This window comes from Cyclobacterium sp. L-R (assembly GCF_056859355.1).
This window is the reverse complement of record NZ_JBSXOH010000013.1, coordinates 1-25,053: the sequence shown is the minus strand read 5'-3', so window position 1 is coordinate 25,053 and position 25,053 is coordinate 1. Positions and strand designations below refer to the sequence as shown.

General features: G+C 37.5%; 11 protein-coding genes. 1 reads left to right on the top strand and 10 read right to left on the bottom strand.

What is annotated here, in order from left to right:
• Positions 1–346: 346 nt before the first annotated feature.
• From AC13EX_RS00725 to AC13EX_RS00680, 10 genes are all read right to left on the bottom strand, one after another.
• On the bottom strand, positions 347–1,879 hold the full coding sequence (locus tag AC13EX_RS00725) for a RagB/SusD family nutrient uptake outer membrane protein (protein WP_339717926.1): 1,533 nt from the start codon (positions 1,877–1,879) through the stop codon (positions 347–349).
• Positions 1,880–1,893: 14 nt separating this feature from the next.
• Positions 1,894–5,148: a SusC/RagA family TonB-linked outer membrane protein gene (locus AC13EX_RS00720; protein ID WP_048643208.1), complete on the bottom strand. Its 3,255-nt coding sequence runs from the start codon at positions 5,146–5,148 to the stop codon at positions 1,894–1,896.
• 1,130 nt (positions 5,149–6,278) lie between these two features.
• Positions 6,279–7,532, bottom strand: coding sequence for a DUF4185 domain-containing protein (locus AC13EX_RS00715; RefSeq protein WP_053086707.1), 1,254 nt, complete (start codon positions 7,530–7,532; stop codon positions 6,279–6,281).
• A gap of 140 nt (positions 7,533–7,672) precedes the next feature.
• Positions 7,673–9,775: a thioredoxin domain-containing protein gene (locus AC13EX_RS00710; protein WP_048643207.1), complete on the bottom strand. Its 2,103-nt coding sequence runs from the start codon at positions 9,773–9,775 to the stop codon at positions 7,673–7,675.
• Between the two features lie 127 nt (positions 9,776–9,902).
• Complete coding sequence (locus AC13EX_RS00705; protein ID WP_482891156.1) at positions 9,903–13,286, bottom strand: VCBS repeat-containing protein; 3,384 nt, start codon at positions 13,284–13,286, stop codon at positions 9,903–9,905.
• Between the two features lie 208 nt (positions 13,287–13,494).
• Positions 13,495–15,342, bottom strand: a complete 1,848-nt coding sequence (locus tag AC13EX_RS00700; RefSeq protein ID WP_048643206.1) for a RagB/SusD family nutrient uptake outer membrane protein — start codon at positions 15,340–15,342, stop codon at positions 13,495–13,497.
• A 5-nt stretch (positions 15,343–15,347) separates the two neighbouring features.
• A complete protein-coding gene (locus AC13EX_RS00695; RefSeq protein WP_482891155.1) occupies positions 15,348–18,449 on the bottom strand; it encodes a SusC/RagA family TonB-linked outer membrane protein in 3,102 nt (1,033 codons plus the stop codon).
• Between the two features lie 1,536 nt (positions 18,450–19,985).
• Complete coding sequence (locus tag AC13EX_RS00690) at positions 19,986–20,753, bottom strand: SGNH/GDSL hydrolase family protein (protein WP_482891154.1); 768 nt, start codon at positions 20,751–20,753, stop codon at positions 19,986–19,988.
• 102 nt (positions 20,754–20,855) lie between these two features.
• Complete coding sequence (locus AC13EX_RS00685; protein ID WP_482891153.1) at positions 20,856–21,842, bottom strand: hypothetical protein; 987 nt, start codon at positions 21,840–21,842, stop codon at positions 20,856–20,858.
• Between the two features lie 130 nt (positions 21,843–21,972).
• Complete coding sequence (locus tag AC13EX_RS00680) at positions 21,973–23,211, bottom strand: PAS domain-containing sensor histidine kinase (protein ID WP_482891152.1); 1,239 nt, start codon at positions 23,209–23,211, stop codon at positions 21,973–21,975.
• A gap of 772 nt (positions 23,212–23,983) precedes the next feature.
• Here AC13EX_RS00680 and AC13EX_RS00675 point away from each other — a divergent pair.
• Entirely contained in the window at positions 23,984–24,598 is a 615-nt protein-coding gene (locus AC13EX_RS00675; protein ID WP_482891151.1) for a DUF2911 domain-containing protein, read from the top strand.
• The last annotated feature ends 455 nt before the right edge of the window (positions 24,599–25,053 follow it).

Here is a 25,053-nt window from a genome sequence, read left to right as displayed (position 1 = left end):
AATCGCTTTAAAATCAGCCACTTTGTTGCTGTTTTCAATTTCACCATAGCGGTGCTATGCTAAAATCTCCAAACAGCCTGATTTTCTTGCGATTGCAACACTTCCCGTAAACACGGGACAGGCTTCACCCCTGACTATTGTTAGGACGGAGAAATTCTATTGCATAATCCGGGTTTAAAGGCTTATTTATCGGATTTTATCATACTACACCTTTCGGAAATAAACCTTAAAAAGGGGCCTGAAACTGGCCAGCCCCCTTTTGTAAGATGCAGTCTTTTTCCAAGATTAACCAAAACATTTTGATTGAATAAAGCTTGTTTTTATCCTAAGTCCATGTCATCCCTAATCAATACCCAGGGTTTTGCACCAATTCTGGATTGATGTCAATTTCTGATTGTGGAAATGGAAATAAATAATGTTTGTTTGGGTCAAAACTTCTATTTAATTGAGACGATGGTTCCACCAAAGTAGGAATATACACCTCTGCTGTTTTCCACCTTTTAATGTCCCGGTACCTCATACCTTCAAAAGCAAATTCCACTCTTCTTTCGTTCCTTATTCTCTCCCGCATTTCTTCTTTGCTAAGTCCGCTTGGTAAGGGTGGCATATTCACACCTTCTCTCATTCTCACCCTATTCACAGCTTCATAAACTTCGGGAGTTGGTCCATTTATTTCATTGGTAGCTTCAGCATAATTCATCAATACTTCTGCAAAGCGGATAAGGATCACGTCATGATCACTTTTGGTAGAATAATCAATCGGGAGGGTTTCAATATCCCCTCCCTTGGCAGGCATCAAACCTGTCATGGAAACACCATTGTATGCAAACTCAACGACCTCCCCAGATTCCTTTACTGCAGGATCCAGAAAATTTCGCATGGTCTGTCCCAATCGGGGATCCCTGTTTTCTTTCCAATTGTCAGCATCATAAAGCGGAGATTCTGAGATGGGTAAACCATCAACGCATTCAAATGCATTCCTCAACTCTTGTCTGGGGTTCCATATGCCATGCCATAATATTCTTATATCCTGCTGGCTGGAATTGTCAGGATTTAGGTACCTGGTAGAAAAAATCACCTCTTCATTGTTATTCTGGCCTTTGGAAATGAACATGTCTCCCCATTTCCCCTGATACAATGAGAATTGTCCATCATCCATCACTTGTTTGGCAGCAGCTGCTGCTGCTGACCAATCGTTTTGGTGCAACAATACCCTGCTTTTTAATGACAAAGCTGTTCCTTTAACTGCATGACCACCTGTACTGTAATCCGTATTAGGAAGATTTTCGATAGCGAAATCCAAATCTGTAATTACCTGATCTATTACCTGATCATAGGAACTTTGTTTAACTTTCGCTTCTTCAGCTGATACTGGGCTGGTATACAAAGGGACTCCCCCATAAAAGTCAGCCAGATTGAAATAAAACAAGGCCCTGAGAAACCGAACTTCTCCTTTGTATCTGGTGACTGTGGAAGGCGGCATATCTACCCTATCAATATTGTCCAGAAAATAATTGCAAGAAGCTATTCCCCTGTAGCAATCATTGTATATATTGGCCAACAGCCCGCCTGAGGTGGACTCCATTATTCCCATGGCAAAAGTACCTGTAGAGGATGCTCCTAGACTCTGGCCTCCTTCATTGGCATCCCCTGCCATGATATCAAGTGAGTAAATCCCTTCATAATTGAAGCTATTGACATTCAATCTAGAATAACAACCCGCTAAGGCCATGTCAGCATCATTCTGCGTTTTCCAAAAGGTTGGGCCTGATATTTCAGTGGTTGGATTTCTATCTAGAAACTCCGCACAGGAGTAAAAGGCCAAAGAAACACTTACAAACAATAAGGCCTTAATATGATTTTTGATTATCTTTTTCATGTTGATAAGGTTTATTAAAGTTTGACTTTTAATCCTAAAGTATAACTGGTAATCTGAGGGTAGGCTTGAAACCAATTGGTATTGGCCCTCTCAGGGTCGGAACCTGGCCAATCCGTAATGGTAAACAAGTTGTCTCCAGATATATAAAGCCTGGCAAATTCTAGCCCTATTCCCTGCAATAAGCTAGAAGGTAAATTATAGCCCACAGCGAGGTTTTTTAGTCTGAGATATGAGGCATCCAACAACCAGTAGGAATTCCTAGTCCCTGTCACAGGAGCATATCCTGAAATATACATGGCAGGATGAGCATTGGTTGAGCCTTCCCCGGTCCACATATTGTTAATAAAATCTATGGGAGGAGGAGATCCCTGAATATAAGGAACCAATCCCCAAGTCAATCCCTGAGTACTTTGCTTGTAACCTTCTACTCCTTGAAAGAATGCATTTAAATCAAAATTTTTCCAGGATAAATTAATAGAGGTTCCGTAATAGAATTTAGGATAAGCCCCATCCATCACTACTCGGTCTTCTGCATTGATAACGCCATCATTGTTTTGGTCTTTAAATTTCAAATCCCCAGGTTTTGGATTAAACTGATGTGTAGGGCTATTGGCAATTTCTTCCTCATTTTGGAATATTCCTATCCATTCCACCATGTAGTGAGAGTTAAAAGGCAGGCCTTCCTGAATGGTATAATTCCCATACACAGGAGACAATATTCTTAATACTTCATTTTTATACGTCGAGAAATTAACACTCAGGTCGTAACTGAAATCTCCAAATTGTTTTCTAGACCCAAGTTCTACCTCGATGCCGGTATTTCTCATTTTACCGTAGTTTACCGTAGGAGGAGAAAGCCCAACACTAGCAGGAATAGGCACATTGTACAAAATATCATCTGTGACCTTATCAAACCAATCAAAGGTAACATGAATCAATCCTTCCTTTAAAGTCAAATCAAAACCAATATCTGTCATCGTAGTGGTCTCCCAGCGTAGGGATGGATCCACCAAACGATTTAAAACTGCGCCTGGATAGGCTGTATTAAAGGCATAGGAGGTGGTTGACAAAACTTCTTGATAAGGATAAAGACCAATATTCTGATTTCCCAACTGGCCCCAAGAAGCCCTGATCTTAAAATTCTCCACCCAGTCACTTTGCATTAAAAAAGGCTCTTGAGAAATTCTCCATCCAGCAGAAACAGATGGAAAGAATCCCCATCTATTTTTCTGTGTAATTCGGGAGGTACCATCATACCTGGCATTGGCTTCTACCAGGTATTTTTCTTTATAATCATACATTGCCCTTCCAAAAAAGGACATTATGCTCCACTCACTTGAACTTCCTCCCGTACTTTGATCCAGAGGCGCTCCGGCATCCAACTCTTTAAGATCATTGGTAGGAAAATGAACCCTGCTACCTCTCAATTGCCTACTTAGGTTGTATTCCTGATTGTAACCTCCTAGTATATTGACATTGTGAACATCGTTAAAAATTTTTTTATAATTCAAAGTAGAGTATAAGGTAGTCCACATGCTTGAGTACCAATTTTCCCTCACCCCCAATTGCCAGGTGGAATTATTGTGTGCATATGCCCCATCCTTAAAGAAATAATTGTCTACAGGGTTTTCATGATTTTTATATGCCCTGGAATCATAGGTTACGGCTCCTTTAGTATACCATGTCAGGTTTTTCACAGGTGTGATCTCTGCATAAAACTGAGGCAAAACGTTCATATTAATATCTGTCTGAATGCCACTAACATTTTGCGCATCCGGGTTCCGTACGGTCCACTCTCCTATATTTGAACTGTACCTGGCCACATATCCTGTAGAACCATCTGCTAAGGTCATTGTAGGCGTGTAATTAGGTGCTGCACCATAAATTGCCAAGACCTGGTAATCCACGTTTCCATTGTCCCAATTACTACGCTGTATGTCTTTATTGACCAGCTGAATGTCACCTCCAACCTTTAACCAATCGTTTATTTTGGTGTCGACAGTTAACCTGGCATTGTATTTCTTAAACTCATAAAGACTGGTAATTCCAGGCTGGTCAAAGTAACCTAGCGAAAGTCCAACGGATGTTTTTTCATTACCTCCACTTATTCTGACAGAATGCATTTGGGCAACAGCAGAATTAAATGAATGGTCCACCCAGTCAAAATTGGGGTAATTTATAGGGTCATTGGGATTGTTTCTGAAAGCATCAATTTCCTGTTGCGTAAAATATGGGGTTTGACCACTTCGTGCTCTACCTTGGTTCCAATACATCATATAGTCGGCAGAATTACTTAGTAACTCAGGCAATCTGGTAGCAGTATGCGCCTGCACATTGCTATGGATTTCTACAGACAATTCTCCAGCACTACCCCTTTTTGTAGTAATTAAAATCACCCCATTGGCAGCCCTCGCTCCATAGATCGCACTGGAAGCGGCATCTTTTAGAACTGAAATGGATTCAATATCATTCGGGTCAATATTTGTCATATCACCCGCAATGCCATTGATCAAAACAAGCGGCTCACTTCCTGCGGCACTAAAAGTTCCCAAACCTCTTATTCTCAAGGCATTGTTCTCACTTCCTGGTTTACCCGAATGGGAAGAAACTTGTAGGCCTGATACTTTTCCTTGTAGCAAACCGGCTACATTATTTAATGGCCTTTTGATGATTTCGTCCCCTCCCACTGTAGCAACAGCACCTGTCATATTGGCTTTTTTCTGGGTGCCATATCCTACTACTATCACTTCATCAAGATTAGCCATATCTTCTTCCAAAATCAAATCGATAATGGACTGATTTGTAAGTAGTACATTTTGGGATTTAAAACCGATAAAGGAAAAAACCAATGTACCCCCCTCTTCAACATCAATCGAATACTTCCCTTCTAGATCGGTGACTGTACCCACATTGGTGCCAAGAACAGTGATGGTGACTCCCGGAATTGGTTCACCGTTCGAATCCTTCACCTGACCAATAATCTTTTTGAAGGCTTTGTCTACCTTTTTTTCAATCCTCAAATTGTCAATTAACCGAAAGGCCTTTTCTTCTTTAGAGGATGCTGGCAGCACATTATCAAAAAGCACTAGGTAATTTTTCGTGGCACTAATTGTGGGGTTGATAAGTGGAAACGAAATGTCAGCATTCGCTTCTTTAAAATTATTATTTGCTATTTCAATTCCAGATGATCCTGGATGGGCGAATAATTGAGAACCTATTATCAAGGGAATCAATAAGGCATAGAACAGCCTAAGTAGTACTTTTTTCATACGAAAGGTTAATTTTGGGTTATTAATTAAGTGAATTCAAAAGCTCAAATGGAAAATTGGACACCTTCGAATTACGCAATCCTGAAATTAGAAACAGGAAATGCTGCCACGCTTTCATATCCATATTAGATCCATTTGAAATCTGGCTAACTTGTATTTGTCTTTTTCATACAATTGAGGTTTGGGTAAATCAGAAATAGGCAATAGGCAATCTATTACGAGCTGAAATCGCTTCAGAATACCCAATCGTTGCTGTTTTCAATTTCACCATAGCGGTGTTATGCTAAAATCTCAAAACAGTCTGATCTTCTTGCGATTGCAACACTTCCCATAAACACGGGACAGACATCACCCCTGACTATCGTCAGAGCGAAGAAATTCTATTAAATGATCCGGGTTGAACCGAGATTTCACACACCATAACTCAACCAATTAATTTTAATTGGAGGTATCAAATTTTATATAATGACGTATTTCTCTATTTCAGTTAACAAAAAAATTATGTGACAAGGAAAGCCCATTGTTCACCCAAAATTCCTACCTATCAATTTGGACTTGCTTTCTCGCTGAAATTGTTGGTCTTGCTTTAAAACCCAGAATTCCTACCTTAAATCCAAAACGAAAATGCAAGTCAACACCAGTACTTTCCCAAACAAGCCCTCTCAGACACAAATCAATTTTCGATACCAATTGTTGATTTTCTACTTTTGTATATTAAAATAAAACTAAATCTTAATTTAATACTATTACACAAAATATAAGTATTCGGAATATGGGAATATAAACTACCTACAATTTTCTTAAAACATTAGCTTACAATAATAAGTGGTCTAAATAATGAAATTGATATAAATTCACCTTCCTGAATCCTATTAAATTTAAAACAATAAAACTACATTTCAATGTATATTTTAATTATTTTGCTAAAAACTAAAAGAAATATTCACCTAATTACTTATTAACACTACGTATTGTTAAAAAAATTTAAGCTATTGTACTATTAATATTATTTGAAGAGTTTTGTTTAAGTAATTAGTAATCTTTGATTAGGTTAAAAAATTGAACTCAGCCCCTTTAGGGTTAGGTGAAATGAAGTTAGGATTTTTCATTGCACCCATCAAAATTCTGGCTTATTCAAATTTTAACCGAATAAATCGTGGTCGGTAAAGGTGCGGCTGTTTTTTAATTGCTGGAAAAAAATCAAATGAATTGATGTTATAACTTATTAACAACTCATTTTGTCGGGACAAATGGGGATGGGCTTTGGCATTGTAACTAATCAATTGGATACCATCTTTAAGGTCATCTGCAGCATCCCAAACAGGTATAATAGGTCCAAAAGGGCCTACAGGAGACAAGCCCAACCTCAACCCAACTTCAGTCCCAATGGCATCTTTTTGAAAAACCATAGCGTACCTTCCATCTTTTAAAGGCGTAACACTTAGCTCATTGGAGGCACGGTCAGCGATAGGACTCGCCTTTAGCATTTCTTTTTGCCAATCGACTCCATCCCAAAACCTCCATGAAGCGAATTTCTCAATGTCTTTAGGTCTTACTCTGGCCACCAGAACTTCTTTTTTTACGCCTTTAACACCATATATGTACACAAAGCCATCAGGATTAACTGCTCCAGAACTGTGGGTATTCACCAAAACTCCTGCACCGAAAGAACCTGTGGCCTCAGGACTCCCTTCCATATAAAAAGGAGTGTCAATTTGCCGATGATCGGAAAAAGGAGGCTTACTCCCCTCAGGAATAACAATTAATACATTTCCAACTTCCTTGAATGGGAAAACTTCAGCATCTGTTGTTTGGATCCGGTACCCAAAAAGATAAATATCATTTCTCTTTTCATCATTAACAAAACCATCTCCGAGCCAGAAATATTCTCCAGGTTTTGAAGCAACTGTATTGGGTATAAAAATAGACCTGGGCATTCCATTTTCATCTTCGTCCCAATGAAAAGATACCGCAGTGTCCAATGGCGCTGCTCCTTTGATTATCGCCACAGAATTGTTGATCATCTGAAAGGTTGAATCAACTTTTCCATCCTTGATTTCGCCTATTAAACTATCACTAAATAACACAAGTGTTTGGCTTTCGGCAGCAGTATTGACGCTGTCCAAACCGTCTAGTGAAAGGGTGAAAATTCCATCTCCGCCAAACCATCCATTATTGCGTATAAACAGATCGTTCCAATCCGCTGCTTCTGAAACAGAATATTTTATTTCACTTATGGAAGGAGGTGCTAATTTGATTTTCACTTTATAAACTGCACATGCTGTCATAAGTAAACTAAATGCCATTAAAAGCAAAAAAATACCGGAGAATTCAAACTTTCTAAAGTCAAAAACCAGATCAAATATTTTTTTGCTAAAATTCATTTTCCGCGATTTATTTAATAGGAGATATTAAAACTTTTCCAATTGGATCACTAGTGATTTAACCCTAATCAACCAAAAAACTTGCTATCAATTTAGAATCAAATGCCACAAATCAGATTGTTAATTAATTCCCTAATATACTAGTGTATTTTCAATTGGTTTATCACAATTTCAGGAGCTGTTTCAGGCAAATTACAGGTATTGTTTTGACAAACATAAATATAGGTTTCCTTATCTACATACCTATTTAAGAACAAGGGCAGTGAACTTTCTGAAGGACTAGCCACCACCAAAGTATTGGGCAAGTGGGCTTTTTGAAGAGAGGATAACAAATTCTTTGCATTTTCCCCAACTACAGCTATTTCGTAGAATGGATAGGTATGATTCATCAAAAGATTGTTCCACCTACCATAACCTGATGGATTCTCCGTTGTCAGGGGCAATATGGTAGAGCTCATATTCTTTGACTTTTTTATAAGTTTAGGTTCATATAATAAATGACCAAGCAAAAAGCCATTTTCAGCCATTACAGCATTTGGTGAAGGCATGACTCCGTCATGGGTGTTTATCAGTGTTGAAATAAGTACATTGTTTTGATTATAACGGTATAAACCTGAGGCTTCATCCTCAAAAAGCTGATTGGCCTCTTTGTGCAGCGCTTCAGCTTTTTCCAGGTAACTAGTATCCATGGTAGCGCTGTATAATTTTATTAAAGCATTTACCATAAAGGAATAATCCTCCAAAAAACCTTCTAATTTACGACCTCCTTTTTTGTAAGAATGTATCAGTTGCAGGTTCTCTAAAGAGTTTTTATTGATAAAGTGAAAAACTTCAATGGCACGTGCTAAATAACGATGGTCTTCAAAAGCGAAGTAAGCGTCTAAATAGCCATTAATTAGTAAAGCATTCCAGGAAGTGATAATTTTATCGTCAATATCGGGTTTGGTTCTTTGCGCCCTTTTTTCCAGCAATAATGTTTTCCATCGATTTTTTAGAACATTTAAATCATTTTTAGTCAGTCCATTGCCTTCCGAAAATAGCGAATCACTTTCATGACGGTACAATACCAAATTTCCATTTTCTCCTACATCTTTTGGATTAATGGCATAATAAGAGAAAAATAGGGGATAGTCCTCTCCGAGGGTTTGGGCTAGCTCCTCCTGATTCCAAATATAATATTTACCTTCTTCCCCATCCGTATCTGCATTCAATGCCGCAAAATATCCGCCAGCTTCATCTTTCATTTCTCTTTCCAGAAAATCAATAGTGGTTATAACTACCTCCTTATAGAGCGGGCTTTTAAATATTTGAAAGGCTTTTGAATAAATACTTATCATTTGAGCATTGTCGTAAAGCATTTTTTCAAAATGTGGATATTTCCATTCCTCATCCGTACTGTATCGGAAGAATCCTCCCCCTATCTGGTCATAGATCCCACCCATAGCCATTTTATCTAGCGATTTTTTTATATGTACCTTGGCTTCTTCATCTCCTTCCAATGCAATATAATTCATTAAAAAATCAAGGTTGGAAGGCATCATAAACTTTTGCTGCCCCTGATCCCCTCCATGGACAGTGTCCCACAAAGGCCTCCATTGCTTCACAATGTCCTTTGCTATCTCCTTAGGTAATTCTTCTTGATCATGCACTACTTGGATCTGATTTGCCTCCTTTACCCCATTGGCAACCCTTTCTGCATATTCACTTGCCTTGGCTGGGTTCTCTAGATAGAAATCCCTTACCTGCGTCAATACCTCCTGCCATTCCTCTCTGCTATGATAAGTGCCAGCATACAATGGTTTTCCATTCGGCAAAGTGACCACATTTAGCGGCCATCCTCCGCTCCCCTTCATCAATTGAAGTGCTGTCATGTACACCATGTCCACATCTGGTCTTTCCTCTCTGTCTACTTTAATGTTAATGAAGTTTTCGTTCATAAATGCTGCGATTTCTTCATTCTCAAAACTTTCCTTCTCCATCACATGGCACCAATGGCAAGAGGAATAACCAATGCTTACAATTACAAGTTTGTCTTGTTCTTCTGCTATACTTAATGCCTTTTCGCTCCAAGGAACCCAGTCTACGGGGTTGTGAGCATGCTGTAATAAATATGGGCTAGTTTCATTTACCAAGGCGTTGGTTTGCGCATGGTTGTCATTTTCATGCTTGGATTGACTACATGCCGCTAACCCTAATAAAAAGAGTAAACAAAGAATTGTCAGCACAGGAAAATCCTTAATCATACCTATTTTGGTGTAACTAAAAGGGTATAAGTTCGAAACTTTAGATTTGCACATCCATCTCTTCAATTTGTATCTACAAACAATTTATGTAATAGCTTTACTAATATACATTTGGGATAAGATCTGTTTAGGGGTTTACTTTAATTAGTTGAAGATAACCGTTATTTTTTGCAAAAAGAATCCCTTCTGCCCCTCCAGCCAATGTAATTTTCTGTGCATCTTTCACTTCTCCTTTTACAAATAAACCGCTTTCATAAGGCATTTGGCTTTTAAAATCTCCCCTCCCATCTCCCAACAAAAGTCCACCATATGAAGCATCATTTCTAGGAGTTTCAACTTCCGACCCATATAGATTTCCAGCAAACACAACATCTAAATTCCCATCCTTATTCACATCCATGGGCACCATGGCATTTATAGAAGCCAACTGAGCAAAATTGTCTAACATTGATAATTTAAAGCGTCCATCCCCCAAGTTTTTCATATAATAATGGGCAAAGCTTTTCACCTGATAATGGGTAGATTTTTCTAAATGATCTGTCGTATATATGTCTTCCAAACTAGCCGTTGCATAAGAGTGGTAATCTTTAAATTTTGCCTTTATTGCAGGTATCTGTTGTGAAGAACACTCTCTGCCTCTGACAGGCACATTTATACCTTGTTCTTTATCCACATAACTTAGCACCAGATCTTGTTGCTCATTATTGTCATAGTCGTAGGCAAATAAGCTAAATGGGGATTCTTCTGAAGCCTGGTATTTATAATTTTTCCCTAAATTCCCTACAATAAAATCATCCAGACCATCTTTGTCAAAATCATCCATCACTAATCCAGACCACCAACCTGTGGCTTCACCAATTCCCATTGCTTCGCTTTGGTCGATAAATTTACCTTCCTTATTTTTTAAATAGGTAATCCCCATCCATTCACCTACTAACATCAGGTCCTTAAATGCGTCCCCATCGAGATTTATCCATTTGGCCTGTGTGACCATTCCCAAATCATCTAAAGCTGGTGCTATCTCCTCCGTTACATCAATGAATTTTACCGTGGATAAACTGCTTTCATTTCTCAGAATATAACTTTTTGGCGCGTTCGGATAGGCTCGTGGACTAACCCTTCCTCCGACGAATAAATCCAAGTCACCATCATTGTCGTAGTCAGCTTGTTCCACCACAGCACTACTTGCACGCATTTCCGGGAGCGCTTGTGCCATTTTCTCAAATACACCATCCCCTTTATTTTGGTAAAATTTATCTTGATAATACGGATCTCCTGCCCTGTACTCATTCCCTCCGCATACGACATACAAATCCAATAGTCCATCCCCATTGGCATCAAAAAAAACAGCTCCTGTATCTTCCTGCATTTTATCTGCCTTCCAAAGATCTTCAGACACTTCTGAGAAAGTGCCGTCAACATTTTGACGGTACAGCTTTCCTGCAAAATTGTGTGCCCCTCCAATATAAAAATCATCCAAACCATCATTGTCTATATCAGCTACAGCCAAAGCAGGACCGTATTCTGATATTTTATGAGGAAGCAATACCTGGTATTGGAAGTCATTGAATTTATTTTCTTCATGTTTATGGTCTAGCAACACTTCCTTGGTAATGTCTTTGAAATACTTCGGCTGATTTTCAACTTGAAGTTCACCGCTTTGACGGGCATTTTGGTGGGCCAGCTCAAGTACCTGATTAACTGGTTGATTTTCTATCACCTGTACTTTCCCATCCGGCCATAAAACCTTTAACCTCGCAATATTTTCTTTCTTCCCTACACCAAAATGAACAATAGGTTCGACGGAAGATTGAAAGCCTCGTGTCATAGACATTTCCTGAAACTGCATTTCCGATCCATCCTCAATCCATATTTTACAGCCAATGCCAAAGGCATTCCCTTCTGGACCTTTCAATTTTATTCTTAAATAATTGTTTAAGTCCTGATCACTTGCAGTGTTTTCATACAATGCACTTTTATCATCCAGGTTATTTACAACAAGGTCCAGGTCTCCATCATTGTCAAGATCAGCATAGGCAACACCATTTGAAAAGCCATTAAAATTGATTCCCCATTCTTTAGAGACATCTGTAAAAGTGAGATCTCCATTGTTTTTAAAAGCAAAATTGTCAATTTTTTCAGAGGGGATTTCCAATGTTAGTTTCAGGGTATTTTCCGATTCAAAATTCTTCACTTCATCACTTCTGAAATAATCGCTATTGTTGATGTCTCTCCTAACCCCGTTGGTAACATAAACATCTTTCCAACCGTCGTTATCAAAATCTGCAAACAGCGAAGCCCAGCTCCAATCTGTAGCACTTAAACCTGTAAACTTGGCAATGTCTGCAAAAAATGGCAAGCCCAAAGGATTATTCCCCAGGTTCATTTGTAAGGTGTTTATAGAATATTGATGGTGCATATCATTGTCCACAATATTATAAAACCGCTCCGGATCCATGCTGTCCATATTTTCCTTGGCTCTACGGTAATTTTTAGGCATCATGTCAACCTGATAAATATCCAATAAACCATCATTATTGAAATCCCCAACATCAAGCCCCATCCCAAAATAGGAGGTATGGTTGGTAAGGTTCAGGTTTTCATCGGTGAATGTTCCGTCCTTGTTATTGATTAAAAAATAATCCGGAGTGCTAAAATCATTTGAAACATAAATATCCGGCCAATTGTCCTGGTTAAAATCAGCTACTGAAACGCCAAGTGATAAGCCATATTTGGCCAATCCTGAAGCAATCGTAACATCCGTAAACTTCTGGTTGCCTTCATTTTTGTATAACCTGTCGCTGCGATGATAAGGGGCCAGGTCCCTATAACTTAAAAACTCCAATATATTGGTCCTAGAGGAAACTATTGGATAATTTATCACATAAAGGTCCATGTCACCATCCATGTCGTAATCAAAAAAGACAGCCTGTGTACTATTTCCTTCGTCTGCTAAGCCATAGGCTTCTGCTGACTCTGTAAAAGTCGGTACCCCTCCCTCATTTGCATCATTGATATAAAGGAGGTTTTTGGTCGTTTCCCATTTTCCCGAAACACTTACATAAATGTCAAGCCAGCCATCTTGATTGGCATCCCCCATGGTCACACCTGTTGCCCATCTGGCATCTCCTCCCACTCCTGCCTCTTCGGTTATGTCTTCAAATTGCATGCTTCCTTTGTTCAGGTAAAGCTTGTTTTCTACCATATTACCGGTAAAATAAACATCTTGTAGGCCATCGTTATTCAAGTCGCCAATGGCCACTCCTCCTCCCATATAGATGTACATGTAATTGAAATAATTTACCGAATCATTCTCTGTCAAAATATTTTGGAAACCAATGCCTGATGTCTTGCTTGATAATTGATTGAATAAATGTGCCTCCTTTTTTACCGTCGTATTGTTACAACTGAATAACACTAAAAGGCCAAGGGTGATACACAATAATTGACCTGTTTTAAATTTTCTATTTAGCATTGGGGAAAAGGAAGTACCTATAATTGTTTTACTCATTATTAATTCTTGTTCCAATATTAACCAAACCTAGAATATATATTATTTTAACCCCAACTAAAATCACAAACAGAAAGTCGATTGACTATTTTAGGTAGAATAATAAACGATAAAATAAATAATCAGAAATTATAAAATAACCTCAGATTCAAATCTGTAATTTTTTGATTTGAATCTGTGGTTATATTCTATTAAAATTAACTAAATTTTATTCACCATAGCCAGGGTTCTGAGTAATGCTATTGTTACTTCTTTGAATTTCTTCTCTTGGAATTGGAAACAAATAGTAATAATCACCAGGCCATGGAAATCTCGGATCCACTTCATCTATTGGGCCATACGTGAAATTTAATTTCCCTAACAAATCTCCTTCCTCAGCATTTGTCCAATCCATGGTAACTTTACTCAAACCTCTTATTGGGAACAAGTCTATTTTTCCAGGTGCATCTTTCCACCTTAGCAAGTCCCAAAAATGAATATCTTCAAGATGCAACTCAACAGCCCGTTCGTTTTTATAATCCCTTATCAGCTCAGTACCAGAACTGGCAATATCAGGCATATTCACGGAAGGCCTGCGCCTAACTTTATTGATGTATTCTCTGGCGACTTCCTCATTTCCCAAAGCAATCTGGGTTTCAGCATAATTCAAATAAAATTCAGGAAGTCTCATAAATATCATCAACTGGTTATAATCGAAGTCAAAACTTGCCCTTGGACCATTAAAATCCAGAAGTTTTCTAAAAGTATAGCCTGTTTGAACCCTCCAATGAAACGGCGTTAGTCCTTTGACCCAATAGGTTTCAGAATCTCTACCAAAGTCAAACAATTCCTGATTGTTATTGGGATCCACTTTGTTGGGGTTTTGGTAAGGAGGTAAATTATCAGGATTTGGATTGGCATCTTCCCAATACTCGTACAACCTCACGGTACTTTTGGATCCATCAATAATGTTGACAGGACCAGCCCCTGGATAAAGAATATAACTGTAATACCTTGGATCCCTGTCTTTGTTGGGTTCTTGCTCATCATAACCGGATGCAGGATTTACTGTGGTACCATCCGGAAGGTATGGATACTCTCCATTGGCCATCTGAAACATATTGATAAAAGTTTGAGTTGGCATTATTCTCTGCCTTGCGTCGAAGCCACTAGGCCAAAAATCATAGTTGTAGCCCCAGTCAGGAATCCTAGATCCTGCAGTAAAAGAGCGCCCAAAGATAGTTTCATCTGTTTTAACTGGTTGCTTGAACAAATCTTCATGGGTAGGATGCAAAGTATAGCCAGCGTCTATTACCGCTTTATTGGCCGTAGCAGCAGCCTGCCACTTGGAGATGTCATTGGATGGATTGTTTAAAGGGCTCGCCATATACAACAGCATTCTGGCTTTTAATCCCAAGGCAGCATTTTTACTAATTTTGCCAGGCTCCTGTGAATACCCATCCAGTAGCTCTATAGCCAATTCAGTTTCAGACAAAACAAAATTCGCACACTCTTCATAACTATTTCTGCTGACATCAAAGGATTCATCACTCAAGCTAAAGCTATTGGTTATTATTGGCACACCACCAAATGTGCGGATCAGCTCAAAATACATCCAAGCTCTCAAAAAATGCACTTCCCCTTTCATTCTATTCAATGCCTGCTCATCGATTTGAGAATCTTCTACCTTTTCAAAAAATATGTTTGCCCTCCTAATGTAGTCGTATTCCTCCGCCCAAATATTGGTAAGTTGCGTAACATTATCAGAATTAATATTTCCTTCCAGGTATTGTCTTATTCCTCCTGATCTATTGTGTGTATCGGGTGCAGATGCAGCAATATCCGTCATGCCAATATACCCACCTGTTCCTGGACTCCAGTGGGGTTTTATTCCGTTGTAAATATTGTAAACATAATTTTGTAAGAACACCGGATCCGTAAATACGTTTTCTTCTGAAATTGCATCTAAAGGCTGGCGTTCCAAGAGATTTTCATTGCATGAAGTGAAAATAAAGCCGGAAACAATTAGAATAACTAACCTCTTAATCATATTGATTTTATATATGTTATCTTTCATAATATTTAAAAAGTTAGGTTAAGTCCAAATCCAAGAGAGCGCATATTAGGGTAAATCCCTCCCTTACCACTAAGAAATTCCGGATCTCCTGCACCAAACTTTTCCAAACTGTTATAAATAAGGAATAAATTTTCGCCAGATAAGTAAAGCCTGGCTCCGGAAATACCGATTTTTTCCGAAATTTTATCAGGTATGCTATAACCCAATTCAGCAGATTTAAAACGTATCCAGGTTGAAGTATGATACCAGAAATCATTGTTATTGGCTGCAAAACCAACAGGTCTTATTCTGGGTAATAATGCATTCGTATTGTTTAAATCATAGCTGTTGTTAGCAACATATTCAAGTCCGTTTCCATTGGCTCCAGAATCAAACCCATTGTCAAGTCGAAACTTTCCTCCATCCTGCCCTTGTAACAAAAATGTAAGGTCAAAAGTCTTGTAATCGAAACCAAAAGTCAGCCCAAATTGGGATTTAGGAAATGGATTCGTATTGTATCGGTACCTGTCATTCCCATCGATAACATTGTCGTTATTTAAATCTTCGAAGATTAACCCTCCCAAAGAAGCATTGGGATAGTTGATGTTGTTGTCTAAATCTGACTGATTCCTATATATTCCTATCGCTTTGTAGACCAGTTCAGAGCCAAACTGTCTTCCCTCCTGCTTTTGATAAGGTTCAGCTTGTGGAACTTCATCAAAAAAGATCACCTTATTGTCATTGTAAGAATAATTGGCACTTACTCTAAAGCTTACTTCCCCAAGATACTGACGGTAGCCCAATTGAAACTCTATGCCTTGGCTCTCCATCTCCCCTATGTTTTCATCTGGTAGCACCAAACCTGTATATTGAGGTATTGAGGCTTGTCGCGCTCCTAGAATATTGCTTGTCTTGGTTTTGTAAATGTCAGTTTCAAAAGTTACCTTGTCTTCCAAAAAAGCAAGTTCAAGTCCTATATCTGTGGTTTCTGATACTTCCCAAGTTATATTTGGGTTTGGTGTGGTCAGTGCCGCTATTCCACGGACATCATTTCCATCCACTACCCAGCCGGTACCATAGCCAAATCTTCCTATGTACTGAAAAGGGTTAACCCGGTCATTTCCCAATTGACCCCAGGAAGCCCTAAGCTTTATATTGCTAAAAAGCTCATCTGAAACAAAGGATTCATTACTGATTACCCAACCTGCAGAAACGCCAGGGAAAAAGCCCCACCTTGTTTCTTTAGGGAAAATGGGAGAACCATCATACCTGAAATTAAAACCCAATAAATATTTACTGGCGTAATCATAGCTTACTCTACCGAAATAGTTTCTTCTTGAACTCTGTCCAGCCCCACCACTATTGTTCCAGTTGCTCCGGTTTTCACTTCCTGCAAAAAGTTGATCAATTTGTGGGGAGTCATAACCCAGTCGTTGTGCCCAGAAAAAATTATCCTCATAGGACATCTGCTCGTAGGCTACGAAGCCATTGATTTTATGCACTTCATTTATGGTTGTTAGGTACTTGATTTTCGAATTAAGGGTGATCCTTGAACTTTGGTTAAAATCTTCCCGTAAGCCAATGTCTTCTACTGTACGAGATGTTCTTTTGACAATTTCCCCTTGAGAATTTTTCTCATAATAATCCCAAACAAAGTCAAAGGATTTATTGTAATTAAATGTCTTGACAATGGAAGCAAACCCATCAATGCTGAGCCCTTCAAGGAATGGGATTTTGTATTCATATCTGAAGGTTCCATTAATCACATCATTGGTATACTTACGATAGCCAGGGCTCAATAATCTGGCTGCCGGATTTAAATGGGACCATCCTTCTCCCGGATACCTGTAATCTCCATCAATATATGCTTCTTGTAGTGGGCTAGTGGAAGCAAAAGCGCCAATCGCTCCGGATCCTCCCTGTGGTGACCTGGTAAATTTTTCTCGTAAGGAAAGATCTAGCCCTACCTCCAAATCATCCGTGACGGTTACATCCAGATTTGCTCTTATATTGTATTGTTTCAATTTAGTAATGTCATCAGCTCTAAGAATTCCACCTTGCGAAACCGTTCCCAGAGAAGTAAAATACCTGATTTTATCAGAACCTCCTCTCATGGTGAGGGATTGTCGACCAATCACTGCTGGAGGATCTACCAGTGCTTCCCACCAGTCCTCTGCTCTTCTGTCACCATTTCTAAAAGCCTGAATTAACTCATCTGGAAAATCCGGTGCCGTACCATCCAATGCCCGGCTCTGATTTAAAACATTGATGTAATCAAAAACATTGGAAGTCCTAACACGAGTAGTTGGGGATTGGAACAAATGGCTTGTAGAAAAATTAAAGGTTGGTTTTCCCGATTTTCCCCGCTTAGTAGTCACTAAAATTACCCCACCAGCAGACTGAGCACCATAAATTGCGGCTGAAGCATCCTTAAGGACAGAGATAGACTCTATATCATTTGGATCCAGCCGATTTAGCCCATCGGGGTCAGCATTAGCAACACCATCAATTACTATTAGTGCAGAATTGTCTCTGGTGGTGTTGAACCCCCTAATCAAGATTTGGGCATCATCAAAGCCGGGCATGGCGCTTCGTTGGTTAACATACAGGCCTGCCAGTTTACCTGAGAGTGCATTGGAAAGGGAAACAGCCGAAGACTTTTTAATGTCTTCTCCTGAAGCCTGGACTACAGCATTTGTCAATTCTGACTTTTTTGCTGTTCCATATCCAACCACAATCACCTCATCCAATGCCTGGGCATTTTCTAAAAGCACAATGTTTATTGTTGTTTGATTGGCTACTGCTATTGTTTGGGTTTGAAACCCAATAAATGAAAACACCAACGATGCGCCTTCCGGAACTGAAATGGAATATTTTCCATCCAAATCTGTGGCAGTACCTATAGTTGTGCCTGGAACAGAAATTGTTGCACCCGGAATTGGCTGTCCACTTTCATCTAATACAGTTCCTGTAACATTGATGTCAAATACTTGTTTTGCAGTTGGCGAATTCTCGTTTGGAAAACCATCTATAGCCATTGCACTAGCGTTGACCATAATTAGAATGAAAAAAATCAATAACCAGCGATGGGAATATAGATTGAAATTCCTCAATAGGTACTTTGTCATTTTTAAAATAGTTTAAGTATTTATTAAACATGAGCACTGGACTTCTAATAAGAAGTAAACTAAAAAGGTCTAGTCAACTATTTAAAGAGACAAACCTTTCTATTGATGCTAAAAGCAATACTCAATAATCCATTTACATGAAACCATGATAATCAATGGAATTCTACCTAAACTATGTTTTTATCTGGGCAATGAATAAAATCTGTAAGTAGGTTTTGAAGAAAGTAAATCCTTCAAAAACTTGGCTATTGGGTGTATTGCATTAATTGATTTTCAGTCAGAGTCATCTCTTCTGGCCATCCTGGGTTGTTTCATTGGGTTTACTTTTAAGTTAATTCGTTTTTTTTACAACTAATTCTATATAAAGCCTTGAAAGCTATTCATTCCTAAAGAATGGAAATCTCTTTTCAATTGTTAGTAATTTAAAAAATACCCTAATCAGCTACTCAATCCTTTCTATAAATTAAATAGGTAAAGTTCAATGATAATGAACTTATTCTTCGTTACAATACTAAATATTACGAATAATAATTAACTTATTTTAACTTTCACAGAGTTTTAACAAAAAAAATTATATTAAATAGTCAATAAGTCAATAAATATTAATTTTTACGCACATTTAGGGTAAAATAGAGCAATAATAGGTACACTTCAAATGGACCTATTCCTTATATAAACAGGTTGAGAACGGTCAAAATCAAATAATTAGTTGGTTATTAAGACCTTTGTTAAAAAAAAATATTTTCAAAAATTAAAAAGTGGCTGAATCTGATTGATTCTATTTGGATAATCACTTTACTAATACCATAAAAAAACTGGTCAATAAAAACCTCTAGAGGATCCTACCGACCAGTTTCTATATTTAAATCTAAATAGATTAGATTAAACCCAAAATATGCAATAGACACTCTATTACGTGCTGAAATCGCTTAAAAATCAGCCACTTCGTTGCTGTTTTCAATTTCACCATAGCGGTGCTATGCTAAAATCTCCAAACAGCCTGATTTTCTTGCGATTGCAACACTTCCCGTAAACACGGGACAGGCTTCACCCCTGACTATTGTCAGGACGGAGAAATCCTATTACATAATCCGGGTTTAATACCTGAGTGCAATCAAAATCGGAAGGGAAAAAGATATGCCTTCATAAAACTATTGATTAATTTCGTTTTTTCATATAAACATAAATAAAAGTAATAATAAAAAAAATAAACGAAAATGATTATTTACTAATATATTTATCAATTATAAAGGTTTCAGTACAATGGGATAAGACCTATATGGCCAAATAGAAATCAGTTACTTTTTCATGTGCCAAGAATATTTATTTCCCTAAATCCAATGCCATTATTTGTTAAGAAAACATACCTATTCTGCAACTCAATGAATATTTCGAATGAGTAAACATATCCACCTCTTCTGCAGAAACTACCGCTCTATCAACTTAGAAGAGCAAAATTCATAAAAAAATCAGGCCATATAAAAATAAAGGCTTTCCAAGAGGGGGATCTGAGGTTACAAAAAATGAAGTTTACTTTTACTTCCCTATAAAATCAAGCTTTTTCCTTGCTTCTTTTATCCAAATCCGGGCAATTAATTCATGACCAGCGGGCATGGGATGTACACCATCCCAAACCCAATATTTGGCAGGTGCTTTTTGAAGAGACAAATTGAACTGATCTTGTAATTCCACATGGATGGTATTATAGTTTTTGGCCAACTGACGAACTATTACTTGCATTTTGAAAATTATAGCCTCCCAAGCCACTGCTTTTTCTTTTGGCCAATCATTAATTAATAAGAAAGGTTCACATAGGATAAGGCTAGTATTTGGGAGTTCGCTTCTTGTTTTATTTAACAGCTTTTTGTAGTTCACCTCCCATTCTTCTATAGAATACTCTTTTGAAATAATTCTAGCCACATCATTTACACCAATCATAATACTAAGCACATCAGGCTTAAGGTCAATAGTGTCTTCTTGCCATCGGTCAAGTAGGTCCGTAACTTTATTTCCACTAATACCTCTATTGAAAAACATCAATTCTTCCTTGGGGTAATCAAACCAAAGCCGACTTGAAACAAGGTAGGCATAACCATGCCCCATTATGTGGTTCCAATCTTGGTTTCTAGTTCGGGCACCATCAGTGATTGAGTCCCCTTGGAACAAGATGCTTAAGCCCTTCCCCTTTATATTATTTAGTATCATTCCTTTGGAGTTGATTGCAGAAAGAAGTCTTGGAAAGCTCAATCCGGTTAATCCTGTTAATCCAAGTTTTGTGAAAAATTTTCTTCTTGATACTTGCATTTTTTTAACTTAAAATTATCGTTAAATCGGTATCGACAAGGATAAGTTAGCTACATAAGAAAGTAGCTTATCTATCTCCATCCATACTTTTGACCTAGAACCTCAATTCGAAGCTTTCCCGGGCCAGTCCCAGTTAATCAGGTCATTGCTCCAACTTATACCCAAAGAGGCATTTCTATCAAAATCTCCTTCCTCCTCCGTCTTTGGACCTGATCCATGAAAGAACATAAGGTATTTCCCCACCTTTGGATTATTAGTGAGGTTAATGACCGTTCCTGCGGAAATCCTACCTTTTGCCCATTCCCAATCCTCCTGACCTAAGACAATCAAATCTCCCCAATGCTCCCAGTCTTTGAGATTAGAGGATCGTTTAATGGCTATGCCATTATGTGGAGAATGGAATAATAGATACTTCTCATTTTCTGTAAGAACGGTAACATTTTCACCGGATTTGGTATGGCAACAATAGGTCCAGTTTTTAAAATCATAGCTATAGGACATGCTTACGCCTTTTTGTTTGTAAAAGCTCCACCATTTTCCTTTTTCATCTTTGTCTTCCACCAGATAGAGATCGATCATCCTACCCATGTCTGCTTCTTTTACATTTGGACCTTTTACTTTTAACAATTCAGGTTCACTCCAGTTTTCTAGATCCTTGCTACGCATAATAAAAACCCTTGCGTCAGCAGTTCCATACAATACAGGATCTTTGTCCCTTAATCCGGGTCTAGGATAGGTTTGTAAGCTAAGTATCCATTCATCTTTAAATCGGATTACATTTCCAGGGCTACAATAGTTTAAATGCTGACCTTTTGGCGTAATAATTTTACCAGGACTCCAGTTTTTTAAATCTCTGGATTTACACGTAGCTGTATAGGAATATATCAGACCATCTTCAGACTGTACTATTGTATAAAACAAATAGAACATGTTCTCATGAAACAAAATGGCTGGATCTCTATAGGCTACTGAATCGTTGCCTTGGAGAATAATTGGAGTATTTAAGTTTTCTAAAAAGCTAGTTTGAGCATAATTATTTGTTGAAAAAAGCAGCAAAAAAAATAGTGAAGTAGTGTAGAGTTCTTTCATTGAAAATTATTTATTGGGTTCAATCTTAACCTGAAATCCAAAGCATGAATTTATAAATAATTAAGGAAATAACCCCCTGTATGTAAGAAAGTATACCCAAAAATGGAACAATTGACTATTTTCCCTGTACTTAATTAAAATTATTCAAAGGAAGACTAATCTTAAAATTACTCCCTTTTCCCTTTTCACTTTCAACCTCAATATTCCCATTAAGTTTTTTTACAAATTCTTTTGAAAGAACCAGACCTAAACCAGAACCCTTTTCATTAAGAGTGCCTAAAAAAGTAACGTTTGAGGATATATTAAAAAGACCTTTCATGGTTTCTTTGCTCATTCCAACGCCATTATCAGCAATAGTGATTTCAACATTCTCTTGATTAACTCTAGTCAAAATTGTTATTTTCCCGCCGCTATGAGTAAATTTAATAGCATTAGAGATTAAGTTTCTTAACACTGTTTTTAAAATATTCCCATCTGTAATAAAAATGAATTCTTTGGTAGGCCTAAATTCGAGGCTAATATTTTTGGCCATGGCCAAAGGTCTTTCAAGGCTAACTATTTCATGAATGATTTGGGGAAAAATAATTTTTTCTGGTCTAATACGCAGCTCATCCGTTTGAGATTTAGCCCAATTCAATAGATTATCAAGTAAAGCAAGAGTACTTTTAGCCGTTGAATTAATTATATTAATGTATTTACCCGATAGTTCATCTTCTAAGTACATTTCATTTTTAGACAGAAGTGCTGATACACCTATTATATTATTAAATGGCCCTCTTAAATCATGTGCTATGATGGAAAATAATTTATCTTTGGTCGAATTGAGTTCTCTAAACCGTTCTTCACTTTCTTTTAAAGCATTTTCGGCTTTTTTTCGTTCGGATATATCCCGAATCACACCTACTAAAAACTTTTCGCCTTTGGCATCTATAAATAGTGACTTCCTGGTAGATATTATCCTTGTTGTTCCATTAAGTGTTAAAGTTTCCTCATTAATATTCTCTATACCATCAGCAAGAACTTTTGAATCTATTTTTAAAAAACTTTCTCTTTCATTTTGTGGAACATTTTCAGCCAGTGTTTTACCAATTATTTCTTCTCTTGGAAGGTTAAACATTTCACAAAAAGCATCATTAACCAAGACCAGCCTACTTTTATCATCTTTTACAAAAACGGAATCCCCCATATTATTGAGTAAAGTATGGGAGAATTTCTGAGATTCTATTACCTTTCCTATTTCAATTGGGATCGCTTTTTGATGTTTAACTTCTTCTCCATCTAATTTTGCATTCAATAGGAGACGCTCATTTTGCTTTTTGAGCTCAGTAATTTGATTTATTAAATCCTGATATGAAGGTGAATATTTCATTTTTAAATTACTGCGGACCGTTAATGCTAATCAGTTAATGATCATTAGGTAGGTGATTTATTCCTTAAACAACTAGTTTATTAGGACAACTCAAAGCTTAACCACCTTAAAAACAACCAGTTAAACCTAAAGTAGATTTAATTTCAATCATTTTTCATAGCCACATGAGCTGACTTTACTAATAAATGTAACTTAAATATTCTAAATAAACCATTTTATAATGTGCAAACCAAAACATTTTTATCAGTAAAAATTCAATTAAATAAAATTTTAAATTTGTAATAATTCTTCATTTTATAAAATTATGATTAAAATTTAATCAATTAAATTCTATTTTAACAATTATGAAATGATTCTATGAAAAATTTTTCAACCGAACAATATTTTTCTCTTTTATCAGAACCCTAAAATTTAAGGAAAAATTAAGCTCAATGGGAAAGATCTCCAATTACCAATGAATTCAACCCTTGAAATATTGGGGATCCAACCAGAGGGAACTATCTTAATTTAACTTTTTCCTTAGCTCTTTGAATTTGGAGTCTATAAGAAAATTTTAGTTAATTATTAAAAGCTCAGCACAAAAAATAAAACTAACTAATTAATAACACTTGAGCACTCTATATTTCTATTACATCACAATATTATAAAAGGTTTCCCAATTTAGATTACAAGGTTGGTTCAAGTATTGTTAGAATAATCATTAAATAAAAAAGCTGTATTTTCATTTGGCTTTTGTATCTTCATCCTTTTAACGCTCAAAAAAACCAATTTTATGAAAAACATGAAATATCTTTATCTTGCTCTGGCATTTTCCATTTTAACCGTCTTTGCAGCTACTACACAAGCTCAAGCCCAAATTCAAACACCAGCACCAAGCCCTTCCAGCTTTGTGTCACAAAATGTAGGTTTCACTAAGATTAGTATTGATTACTCTTCTCCTGCAGTAAAAGGTAGAACTGTATTCGGTGACCTAGTTCCTTATGGCACACCTTGGAGAGCAGGTGCAAATGCACCAACAACCATTGAATTCAGTACGGCAGTAAAAATTGCAGGCAAAACAGTAAACCCTGGAAAATACTCTGTATTCATTACACCTGCACAGTCCGGTGATTGGACCATTCATCTCAACAGTAAAGGCAATGCTATCTACGCTTATATTCAGGATGGAAAAGTAAATTCAACTGAGCTTGCAAGTGATGATGCGGTGGCCATCAAAGTAAGTCCTGAAAAAACCATGGACTCACAAGAAAGACTTTCCTATTCCATTTCAGCAGAGGACAATAAAGTTGCCAAAGTAACTTTTAGCTGGGATAAGGTAAACCTTTCCTTTATGGTAGATACTCAGGCAGATCAATTAATGGAAGGCTTTAAGGGTGCTTTTAAATAAAATAACCCAACCCAAAAGAAATAAAAAAAACCTCTAAAAAGAGGTTTTTTTTATTTCTAAATATCTTACGAGAGTTAAACCCGAAATATGCAATAGACAATCTATTACGTGCTAAAATCGCTTCAAAATCAGCCACTTCGTTGCTGTTTTGAATTTCACCATAGCGGTGCTATGCTAAAATCTCCAAACAGCCTGATTTTCTTGCGATTGTAACACTTCCCGTAAACACGGGACAGGCTTCACCCCTGACTATTGTCATGACGGAGAAATCCTATTACATAATCCGGGTTTAATGTACTTTCAATTCTACTCCGGCCTTACCGGTTGGGTCCAGGCCAGTTGATTTTTCATGTTTTCAACAGGATTGTGCTGTGGTTCAGAAGAGGTAATTTTGCACCGTACAAATAGCAAGTCAGCACTTACCTCAAAAGATCCAGCATTGCCTTCAACGGTCT

Bases quoted from the DNA above. Each gene is read 5' to 3' on its own strand.
- AC13EX_RS00675 (WP_482891151.1), top strand. From the start codon at position 23,984: ATGAAAAACATGAAATATCTTTATCTTGCTCTGGCATTTTCCATTTTA.
- AC13EX_RS00705 (WP_482891156.1), bottom strand. From the start codon at position 13,286: ATGAGTAAAACAATTATAGGTACTTCCTTTTCCCCAATGCTAAATAGA.
- AC13EX_RS00725 (WP_339717926.1), bottom strand. From the start codon at position 1,879: ATGAAAAAGATAATCAAAAATCATATTAAGGCCTTATTGTTTGTAAGT.
- AC13EX_RS00720 (WP_048643208.1), bottom strand. From the start codon at position 5,148: ATGAAAAAAGTACTACTTAGGCTGTTCTATGCCTTATTGATTCCCTTG.
- AC13EX_RS00680 (WP_482891152.1), bottom strand. From the start codon at position 23,211: ATGAAATATTCACCTTCATATCAGGATTTAATAAATCAAATTACTGAG.
- AC13EX_RS00695 (WP_482891155.1), bottom strand. From the start codon at position 18,449: ATGACAAAGTACCTATTGAGGAATTTCAATCTATATTCCCATCGCTGG.
- AC13EX_RS00710 (WP_048643207.1), bottom strand. From the start codon at position 9,775: ATGATTAAGGATTTTCCTGTGCTGACAATTCTTTGTTTACTCTTTTTA.
- AC13EX_RS00700 (WP_048643206.1), bottom strand. From the start codon at position 15,342: ATGAAAGATAACATATATAAAATCAATATGATTAAGAGGTTAGTTATT.
- AC13EX_RS00685 (WP_482891153.1), bottom strand. From the start codon at position 21,842: ATGAAAGAACTCTACACTACTTCACTATTTTTTTTGCTGCTTTTTTCA.
- AC13EX_RS00690 (WP_482891154.1), bottom strand. From the start codon at position 20,753: ATGCAAGTATCAAGAAGAAAATTTTTCACAAAACTTGGATTAACAGGA.
- AC13EX_RS00715 (WP_053086707.1), bottom strand. From the start codon at position 7,532: ATGAATTTTAGCAAAAAAATATTTGATCTGGTTTTTGACTTTAGAAAG.